Raw genomic sequence first — 10,000 nt, forward strand, 5'->3', positions numbered from 1 at the left:
TGCAACGAATAAAAACTCTTCAGCATCATTGGTAATTATCTGCGGAATAACTTCTAAAGTACTGTTGTTTTCAGGAAGAATATCACGTTCGTATGAACCTTTTACTACCAATTTTCCATTCAGTTTGATGTAAGGCGAATAGAAAGTGTCTATGCCACCAAAGTGTTTGTGGAATGCGTTTCGAAATCTAAAATCGGTAAAACCTTGTAAAGGGGAAGATAATAATGTGATACTCATGCAGCAAAGATAAGAGAAAGAAACGTATTACTCTCTTTTCTGTTTAAATAACCAATCATACATAGCATCTTCGTGAAAAAGACGTTCTACATTGCCGTGATTTCCACCTTTGATAATGGTTAAAGTAACATCTGCCTTTTCGTCGCATTTTTTTATGGCATCAACCACTTTTTTTGATTCTGACATTGGTACAATATAATCCACATCACCATGTTGAATCCATAGTGGAATTTTGGCTAATTTGCAACCATCTTTAACATTTCCGCCACCACAAATAGCAACTGCTGCGGTGATTTTATCGGCGTATTTTCCAGCAAAGTGTAAAGTGCCATAACCGCCTAAACTCATGCCACAAACGTAAATTCGAGACTCGTCTACGTTGTAGTTTTTCTTTACATAGTCTAAAACTTCTAAAACTTTATCTGGATTCCAATTTCCTTTTGCTACTTGTGGTGCTACAACAATAGCTGGGATTTTTCTTCCTTTATCCATTGCTCGTAAAACACCATAACGTCTCACACGATTTAAATCAGTTCCAGAAAGACTTTTTCCGTGAAGAAAAATCAAAACAGGTTGTTTTTCAGTGCTTTCTTTTTCTGGAACATTAATCCAAAACGGATAAGTGGTTTTGTTTTTTATGGTTTTTAATTGGGAAAACCCAAAGGTGCTAGTAAGTATGAAAAGCGCTATATAAAGTGGTTTTAATTTCATTATTTAAGTAATTGTTTTTAATAGAGAAGGCGATGGAAATTTAATTTGAACCTGTGATTTTTGTTTATTTTGCTGCAAAATTAATCATCCATTCGATGCCGTATTTGTCTCTAAACATGCCAAAGTAAGAACCCCACGAACTATCACTCATCGGATATTCGACAGTGCCACCAGCTGAAAGTCCGTTGAATAAATGGTCTGCTTCTTCTTTACTCGCTGCACTTACGGAAATTTTGGAACGGTTTTCATTTTCATTTACACGACCCATAATTTTAGGTACATCGTTTCCCATTAAAATGTTGTTGCCAATTGGCAATGCAATGTGCATAATTTTGTTGGCTTCGTTTTCTGGAACTGGGAATTCTTCACTTGCCAAATCTTTGAAACGCATAATTTGAGCAAACTCGCCACCAAATACCGATTGATAAAAACGAAACGCTTCCTCGGCATTGCCGTTGAAATTGATGTGTGGATTGATTAGTGCCATGGTTTTGTTTTTTATGTTATGTATAGGAATTGAACTCCTCGTTATTTTGGGTTTTCTATAGGAAAATACAGAAGTAGTAATTGAAGCAAACCGCTGTTGTAAACTGTTTTTTTATTTAGATTTTCGCCATTCATTTAAAGACATTACTTTGTTGTTCTTTTTGTCAAAAAACTTAATTTCAAATGTGTTTTCATAAATATAGAAATTATTTATTTTATTTTGAGAAGTTTTTACTTCAACCCAATAATAGTTTTTGTCATTTGTTTGAGGAGACTCTATAATACTAGTTTCAGCCCATTTTTGATTTTCGGGTAATTCTTCCATTAGTTTGAAAATCTTCGTTCTATTTTCACTGTCGGAATCACAAATTTCAAAACTAGGGTTTCCAGTTGGAAAATATATTTCATTTAATAATTTAGGATTATCTTTTTTAAGTTCATTATATCTTTCAACTGCTAATTTATAATATGCATAATGCTTGATTTCTTTATTTTTTTTTATTTTTTTATAAACTTTAAGAGCTTCCTCTTTATTTCCAATACTTTCATAATAATTACCAAGAGCATAATCATAAATATAAAATGCTTTTCCAATGCTATCTATAAAAGATTTAGCTTTATTAAAATCTTTTAATTTGACATAATTAGCAGCTATTGCCGTCGCAATATTGTTATGTTTATATTCGTCTTTATTCAATTCAAATAAGGATTTTTCAAATTCACCATTTCGATAATATATTTCAGCTTTTAGATATGAAAGTTGGTCTTGAATATGACTTTTAATTTGTGATTTATATTTGTCAGTTTCATTCTCATTTATTTGTGATAAACTATCAATTTTAAAGAGAACATTATTTGGATTTTTTTTGGAATCAGCATATAGTTGAATAAATAATTTTTCGAAATTTCTGATTTCTTCATCAACTTTATCCATTTCTTTGTGAAGTTCAGCATGACTATCAACATCTGATGTTGATTCAACTTTTCTTTTACAAGATAAAATTGTTAGAATAATTATTAAAAGAAAAATTTGTTTCATAACTCTTAATTTCAAAATAGCTTACAACTCGTTTATATGCGCAACAAACTTTCTCATATACAACCAAATTTGGGTAGATTGGTGCTACTAAGTTGCGTTTATCAAATATAAAAAAAATATTTACAAATTCCCGCAAACAAAAAATCCTCAATTACTTGAGGATTCTATTTACTTTTTATTTTTACCAGAGTTAAACTTAAAACGTTCTACTGGGCTTTCTGGTTTTTGTTTTTTGTCAGAAGGTTTGCCTTGTCCAAATGGTTTTTTAGCTGGACCGCCTTTTGGTTTAAAAGGTTTTTTCTCGCCTTCTTTTTTAAAATCCGGTTTTCTGTCTTCTTTGTAAAGTGGGGCTTTGTTTTTTGCTATTTGGTCTAAAACTTCTTTTGGATTTTTAGGATCTTCTTTTGTGCCACGCAAATGAATGACTAATCCGTTTAAGAAATTGCGTAATAATTGATCGCCACATTCCATAAAATTGGGATGGTCTTCACTTCTAAATACGTTTGCTAATTCGCCTTTTGAAACTCTGAAATTTACCAAGTTTAAAATTTCAATAATTTGGTCATCACGTAGTTGTAAGGCTACACGTAATTTTTTAAATATATCGTTGTTATTCATTCTGTGTCTTTTTTAAATATTCAATTTCCAAATTATTAATTCATTTAGAAGAGCCAAAGGTACGCTTTTCCAAATTCTTTCGCCCATAATTTTTCATTATGTTTACCATTGACAATTACTACTTTTTTGGTTAAATGCATGCAAGTGCATCTTTTATCGTTGACTAAGTCTACCATTTTGTCCATATCGGCTACCGTGGTTTCGCTTTCGCTATCTCCACACATAAAGTATAATTTTGTTTTAAGATTTTTGGTGTTTTCCGTCAAAGTATAAATGGTGTTGTTGAACCAAAAAGAAGGCGAAAAAATTGCTGCTTTTCCAAATGTTTTCGGATACTTTAAAATGGCATAATACGAAACGAGACCACCAAGCGAACTTCCAGCAATGGCTGTGCTCATTTTACCTGTTTTCGTTCTGTAATTGGTATCGATATAAGGTTTTAAGGTAGTTACAATGAAATCCAAATAAGTATCGGCTTTTCCGCCACCGTATTTTTCATTTGGATAAGGTGTAAGTTCATCCATTCGTTTTTCGTTGCTGCTTTCAATACCTACGATGATGACTTCTGCTTTTAAAGAATCTAAAGTTTCATCTACTCTCCATTCGCCTGCGAAAGTCGTTTTGTCATCAAACAAATTTTGCCCGTCGTGCATGTAAATTACGGGATATTTCTTTTCTGAAGTTTCATAATTATGAGGGAAATACAACCAAATTTTTTTGGAAGTCTGTAATTGTGGCGCTTCAATTATAAAAGAAGTAACTTTGCTTTGCGACCATCCCGAAAGAGATGTTAATAAAAAAAAGAACAAAAATGGGAAATACTGCTTTTTCATTTTTATATTTGAATTCATCTAAGACATAAAAATACTATTTTGATGGACAGTTACCAAGAAAAAATAAGTTTATTACAGGAAATGATAGGTTTTGCCTTAATTGATGGTGAATTGCATGATAGAGAATACGATTTTTTAGAAATGGTAGCCATGGAATTAGAAATCGAGAAAACCGTTTTTCATAAGTTATTTGAAAATAGAGGGGAAGTTACCGTAATAAAAGATGAGTTTCACCGAATTTGTCAGTTTTATCGTTTGGCCTTATTAATGCATTGCGATGGCGTTTTGCACGAAGCTGAACAAATTAAAATCAACGAAATCGGAATTAACATGGGATTGAATCCGTATGCGATGAAACGCGTACTGCATTTAATGAAAAACTCCCCAAACCGAATGGTAGAGGGAGATGTTTTATTATCCGTTTTTACTGAGCAACATAATTAGTTTGCTGGAACTTCGTCGAAATTTACCATCCAATTGATGCCGAATTTATCAGTAAACATTCCAAAATAAGCTCCCCAGAATGTTTTTTCCATTGGCATAATAATGTTTCCGCCAACAGAAAGTCCGTTGAATAATTTATCGGCTTCTTCCTTGCTATCCGCATTTATCGATACGGAAAAATTGTTTCCAAACGTAACATCGCCACTAAACGAAGTACTATCACTTGCCATTAAAATGGTTTCTTTACTAATAGGTAAACTTACATGCATAATGCGATTGCCTTCTTCCTCACTTGGTGGTGGACAATTTTCATCGGCTGGCATATCTTTAAATCTACCCATATAAGTAAATTCGCCTCCAAAAACCGATTTGTAAAAATTAAAAGCTTCTTCTGTATTACCATTAAAGGTAAGATATACATTTACTGTTGCCATACTTTATTGTTTTGTGATTGATTACTTAAAAGTACAAAATTTATTTTAAAACAATTAAGCTCCAAATTGATTTTCGTTGGCTTTAATATAATCTACGATTAATGTTACGATATCTTCTTCAGTTTCGTCTTCGAAAAATAATTCGTCTAAGTCTTCCCAACCTGAAATGATGTTTTCATCTGCTTTTTCAATGAATGCTATTCTTTTTTCCACGTCAGGCGAATAGGTTTTTGCCGGAAACAAACCCAATGCTTTTGAAATTAATTCCGCTGTTTTAAATGCTTTAATTTCTTTATACGATGTGATAACTTCTTCTGCAAAATCACCTGCTTCTGAACTAAAAAAGAATTGAAAACCGCCTTCTCCCATAGCGCCTTCAAATAAATCTACAAAAACGAATACTTTTTCTTCATCGGTTAACGAAGAGAAATCCTCTGTTTCTTCTTTTTTTTGCCAAATGATTTCTCCAATAGCTTCAATGATTTTGATTTCGTCTTCTAATTTTAGAATGTTTTCAATTTTGCTCATATGTGTTTTTATTTAATTTTCTCTTGTAAAACTTTTATATCGTCACGCAATTTTGCTGCTTGCATGAAGTCTAATTCTTTAGCCGCTTTTTCCATCATTTTACGTAAATCTCTAATTTTTTTCTCAATTTCGGGTTTACTCAAGTATAAACTTTCTGGTTCGGCCGCTTTTAGAGCTTCTTTTTCATAATAACCTGTAGAAACAGAATTTCCACTCAATGCACTTCCTAAACTTTTATTCAAAGCTTTTGGCGCTAATCCGTTTTTGGTATTGTAATCGATTTGTTTTTGTCTTCTGTAATTGGTTTCATCAATCGTTTTTTGCATCGAAGCGGTTATCTTATCTGCATACATAATCGCTTTTCCATTAACGTTACGCGCAGCACGACCAACGGTTTGCGTTAACGAACGATGACTTCTTAAAAAGCCTTCCTTATCTGCATCTAAAATCGCAACTAACGAAACTTCAGGTAAATCCAAACCTTCACGAAGTAAATTCACACCAATTAGCACATCAAAGATTCCTTTTCGCAAATCTTGCATGATTTCTACACGTTCCAAAGTATCCACATCGGAGTGAATATAACGACAACGAATCGAAACTTTAGTCAAATATTTTGCTAATTCTTCTGCCATTCTTTTGGTTAAAGTAGTAACTAAAACGCGTTCATCAGCTTCACATCGCAATTGAATTTCTTCGATTAAGTCATCAATTTGGTTGGCACTTGGTCGAATTTCAATAATGGGGTCAAGCAAACCAGTTGGACGAATGACTTGTTCTACATAAACACCTTCAGTTTTCTGTAATTCGTAATCTGCAGGTGTTGCCGAAACATAAATTACTTGATTTTGTAAGGCTTCAAATTCTTCAAACTTTAATGGGCGATTGTCCATTGCAGCAGGCAAACGGAAACCATATTCTACCAAGTTTTCTTTACGACTTCTATCGCCACCATACATGGCATGCACTTGTGAAATCGTAACGTGACTTTCGTCGACTACCATCAAGTAATCATCTGGAAAATAATCTAACAAACAGAAAGGTCTGGTTCCAGGTTCCCTTCCGTCAAGATAGCGCGAATAATTTTCAATTCCAGAACAGTAGCCTAATTCGCGAATCATTTCCAAATCGAAATTCGTGCGTTCTTCTAAACGTTTCGCTTCTAAATGTTTTCCGATTTCTTTGAAATAATCCACTTGTTTGACCAAATCTTGTTGGATAGCCCAAATAGCGTTTTGTAACACATCAGGCGAAGTCACAAACATATTTGCTGGATAAATCGTTAGTTTTTCGTATCGTTCTATCACTTTTGCAGTGGTTGGATCAAAAGCTTCAATTTCTTCAATTTCATCTCCAAAAAAGTGAATTCGGAAAGGTTCATCGCCATAACTTGGGAAGATTTCCACAATATCGCCTTTGATTCTGAAATTTCCAGCGGCAAATTCGGCTTCCGTTCTCGAATATAAACTTTGAACTAATTGATGCAGTAATTTGGTACGCGAAATTTGCTGACCTGCTTCTAAATTGATTACGTTTTTTTGAAACTCAACCGGATTTCCAATTCCATACAAACAAGAAACAGATGAAATTACAATAATATCTCTTCGACCCGAAAGTAGGGCGGAAGTTGTACTTAAACGTAATTTTTCTAATTCGTCATTAATCGATAAATCTTTCTCAATATAAGTTCCGGTAACGGGAATAAAAGCTTCAGGTTGGTAATAGTCGTAATACGAAACAAAATACTGCACCGAATTATTAGGGAAAAACTGCTTAAATTCGGAATATAACTGAGCTGCAAGTGTTTTATTATGCGCTAAAATAAGTGTTGGTCGTTGTACTTCTTGTACCACATTTGCCACCGTAAATGTTTTTCCAGAACCTGTAACACCTAATAATGTTTGGTATTTTTCACCATTTAAAATGCCTTTTGAAAGTTTTTCAATGGCTTGTGGTTGGTCACCAGTAGGTTTGTATTCAGATACGACTTGGAATTTCATGTAAAGCAAGTATTTTTACAAAAATACTACATATTTTATTTAATGATGTAAGTATATCCTAAACTTAATTCCGTATAATCGGCTTGTCCTAGATTACTACAGATATAAGCGCCAAGAGATAAATTGTGTTTTGGCATATTTTTAGTATTCCAAGCATAATATTTTAAGCCTAGTTTGCCTGAAATAAAACGTTTTAATTTATAATAACTATCTAATTCGCTCGGAACATAATCACTAGTTTCAGGAACATATATTTCACTGTTTAATCGATAGTCAATTTTGTAAAATGGTTTATCAATATTAATGCCTAATTGTGCTTCAGCTGCAAAGTGATTCATTAAAAGTTCTCCATTTATAAAAACACCATAAGCAGATGAATTGTAAATTGGGTTTTTCTTTAATTCTGGATAGTCTTCATTTACTAAAAATTTCTCTTCTTTTATGTAATCGTAGTAGTTTTCATAAAAGGTATAAAAGAAACCAATTCCAATTTTATACGTGTTTTTGTAGATTTTACCAAAAGCAAATGAAGTAGAATACACTTCTTTAGTATCGTTATATAATCGATAAATTGATTGTTGCCCAATGCCTGTTTTGATTTGATAAAATTTAACAGGAGTATATTTTGTATCGTTTATAGTAATAGAATCGGTTTTAGCTTTTTGAGGATTAAATTTGAAGTTTAATCCAGCAGAAAAAGTATTTAAACCTTGATTAGGCCATTTTATATGTCCGTTAGAATGATGTGAATACCCTATACTTGCTCGAGTATCTAAATAGGTATTGGAAAATATAGAATAATTTAGGAACATACGATAAGCCCAAGTGAAATCAGTTGAAATGGCTTTGTTTTGCCAGTTTTTTCCATCGTCATAATTCTTGTTGAAATAAGAGGCTCCAATAGCAGTGTTTAAAGATAAGCGTTTCGTTTTTGAATGAAATAGAGGAATTTCTAAATATGGCATCAAGCTGTAAGATGATCCAACAAATTCATTATTTCCATAATTACTGTATTGAAATAGTATTCCTGTTTCTGGATTTTGAAGTGATTGTACCCAAGCTTCATCTGAAAAATGTTTTTTTCCAACAAAAAGACTCAGGGTTTGATTCATTTTTAGTTCTGGGAAAAATTCATTTGCAGGAGATGTTCTGCCTAATACATATTCTACATTAAAAGTGGTTTGTGAAAAAGATTTAGATATAATCGAACAAAATATAAAACTGATAAATAGTAATTTTTTCAAATTCATAGACAAATTTTTAATCCCAACATTCCATTAAAAGTAAATCGCCTTTTTCGTGTGAAATGGAAACAATTCCGTCTTCAGTAACATGATTGCTGCTTCCAGTGCGATAACCAATGGTTAGTTCTTCGTTATTTAATGGGTAAAATAAATTTTTTGTGGTAATTCCGCTAACTTTTCCAATCGGAATTAAAGATAATGTAGTATTTGCCGTATACCATTTATCGTATTTATTGGGTAATAAAAATACTTTAGAATGATCGTCAATAATTACAATTTTTAATTGATTGCGATAGGCTACAATGTTAGTAATATTTGTAATGGTATGATCGGCACGTTTTCCGGTGGCCCAAATTACGTTTACAGCTTTGTGTCCTTTTTCGATAAGATAATCAAAAGCTTTTTCTAAATCGGTTTTGTCTTGATTGGGAGCATAAACAATTTCTAACGGATATTGCTTATCTAAATAATATTCAGGTTTAAAACCTCGATCAAAATCGCCCAATAAAACATCGACTTTAATGTCTAATTCTAAAACACGTTCAATTGCTGAGTCTAAAACAATCACTAATGGTGACCATTCTAACAATTGTCCCATTAATTCTTCGCTACAGGATGCGCCATTAGCAATGATTAATGCAGGTTCTTGGTCGTCGCGAACAATATGGTGTGATGACATTTTTTAGATTTAATGCCGTAAATATATCGTTAAAAAAATCAAATACAAAAAACAAAATCAAGTACAATATCAATTTTGTACTTGAACTCGTTTTTATCTTTTAAAAATTATTGAACCAAATAACTAACCGTATCAATTTCACTCAAAAAGAAATAACCTAGCGGATAATTTGAGTTGTTTGTAATGTTACTAATATTACCTCTAACGGTAGCTGGTGGTGTTGCAAATGGATTTCCAGAACCACTTCCGGCAATTGCTGTTAATTTATTCATGTAGTTATAATAGCTTTTTGAAACGCCTTGAACGCTTAAATCTAAAGTAATTCCAGGTTCCGTTTCGCTACTACCGTAAAAACCAAACATTACGTTTCCTTGGAAAAACTCGTCGCTAACCACACCAAATTCAGGAAATTGTTTATTTGGATTTTTAACACCTAATAGATAATAATTTTCTTCAGCTCCATTATCTTGATAGAAATATTTAATTTGAATTTCGTCTTCACCACTAATTCCAACTACTGTTTCTTGTTGTACATTAATGATATCTGGAGTAGGATATAAAGCGCTAGATGCAGTATATATTTCTCCATCATATAGAATTTCTAATGTATAAACTTCGCCAATTACAGGTTGAAAGTTATCACAAACATAATCTCCTGTATTTGGAACTTCAATAAAATTGAAAACTACATTGGAACTATTTGTAATAGTAACGGTTGCACCATTAGCAGGAAGAATTTCATTGGTA

Annotated in this window: 12 protein-coding genes and 1 pseudogene; 1 reads left to right on the plus strand and 12 read right to left on the minus strand. The window is 32.5% G+C overall.

Going from position 1 to position 10,000, the window contains the following annotated elements:
* From LDL23_RS04020 to LDL23_RS04045, 6 genes and pseudogenes are all read right to left on the minus strand, one after another.
* A pseudogene (locus tag LDL23_RS04020) lies at positions 1 to 237 on the minus strand (tRNA-dihydrouridine synthase family protein); the annotation flags it as partial.
* A 27-nt stretch (positions 238 to 264) separates the two neighbouring features.
* The gene (locus tag LDL23_RS04025) at positions 265 to 948 is read right to left on the minus strand and encodes a prolyl oligopeptidase family serine peptidase (protein WP_291264559.1); all 684 of its coding nucleotides are present in this window, start codon (positions 946 to 948) and stop codon (positions 265 to 267) included.
* 64 nt (positions 949 to 1,012) lie between these two features.
* Positions 1,013 to 1,435 carry a VOC family protein gene (locus LDL23_RS04030; RefSeq protein ID WP_291264560.1) on the minus strand — a complete coding sequence of 141 codons (423 nt, stop codon included), beginning with the start codon at positions 1,433 to 1,435 and terminating at the stop codon, positions 1,013 to 1,015.
* Positions 1,436 to 1,546: 111 nt separating this feature from the next.
* Positions 1,547 to 2,473, minus strand: a complete 927-nt coding sequence (locus LDL23_RS04035; protein WP_291264561.1) for a hypothetical protein — start codon at positions 2,471 to 2,473, stop codon at positions 1,547 to 1,549.
* 168 nt (positions 2,474 to 2,641) lie between these two features.
* Positions 2,642 to 3,091: a DUF1456 family protein gene (locus LDL23_RS04040; RefSeq protein WP_291264562.1), complete on the minus strand. Its 450-nt coding sequence runs from the start codon at positions 3,089 to 3,091 to the stop codon at positions 2,642 to 2,644.
* Positions 3,092 to 3,135: 44 nt separating this feature from the next.
* Positions 3,136 to 3,924, minus strand: coding sequence for an alpha/beta hydrolase-fold protein (locus LDL23_RS04045; protein WP_291264563.1), 789 nt, complete (start codon positions 3,922 to 3,924; stop codon positions 3,136 to 3,138).
* Positions 3,925 to 3,966: 42 nt separating this feature from the next.
* Between LDL23_RS04045 and LDL23_RS04050 the strand changes: the two genes are divergently transcribed.
* Positions 3,967 to 4,368, plus strand: coding sequence for an excinuclease ABC subunit B (locus LDL23_RS04050; RefSeq protein WP_291264564.1), 402 nt, complete (start codon positions 3,967 to 3,969; stop codon positions 4,366 to 4,368).
* Here the strand turns inward: LDL23_RS04050 and LDL23_RS04055 are convergent.
* The 6 genes from LDL23_RS04055 to LDL23_RS04080 all read right to left on the minus strand — a co-directional run.
* On the minus strand, positions 4,365 to 4,802 hold the full coding sequence (locus LDL23_RS04055; protein WP_291264565.1) for a VOC family protein: 438 nt from the start codon (positions 4,800 to 4,802) through the stop codon (positions 4,365 to 4,367). The two genes, LDL23_RS04050 and LDL23_RS04055, sit on opposite strands and share 4 nt — an antisense overlap.
* A 54-nt stretch (positions 4,803 to 4,856) precedes the next feature.
* The gene (locus tag LDL23_RS04060) at positions 4,857 to 5,330 is read right to left on the minus strand and encodes a DUF4375 domain-containing protein (RefSeq protein ID WP_026725070.1); all 474 of its coding nucleotides are present in this window, start codon (positions 5,328 to 5,330) and stop codon (positions 4,857 to 4,859) included.
* Between the two features lie 8 nt (positions 5,331 to 5,338).
* Positions 5,339 to 7,330: an excinuclease ABC subunit UvrB gene (gene uvrB / locus LDL23_RS04065; protein ID WP_291264566.1), complete on the minus strand. Its 1,992-nt coding sequence runs from the start codon at positions 7,328 to 7,330 to the stop codon at positions 5,339 to 5,341.
* Positions 7,331 to 7,365: 35 nt separating this feature from the next.
* Complete coding sequence (locus LDL23_RS04070; RefSeq protein WP_291264567.1) at positions 7,366 to 8,580, minus strand: acyloxyacyl hydrolase; 1,215 nt, start codon at positions 8,578 to 8,580, stop codon at positions 7,366 to 7,368.
* Between the two features lie 10 nt (positions 8,581 to 8,590).
* Positions 8,591 to 9,253 (minus strand): thiamine diphosphokinase, encoded by a 663-nt coding sequence (locus LDL23_RS04075; RefSeq protein ID WP_291264568.1) that lies wholly within the window; start codon positions 9,251 to 9,253, stop codon positions 8,591 to 8,593.
* Between the two features lie 107 nt (positions 9,254 to 9,360).
* A partial coding sequence (locus LDL23_RS04080) for a DUF4249 family protein (protein ID WP_291264569.1) occupies positions 9,361 to 10,000 on the minus strand: 640 nt, incomplete at its 5' end.

Source organism: Flavobacterium sp. (genome assembly GCF_020217025.1).
GTDB lineage: Bacteria > Bacteroidota > Bacteroidia > Flavobacteriales > Flavobacteriaceae > Flavobacterium.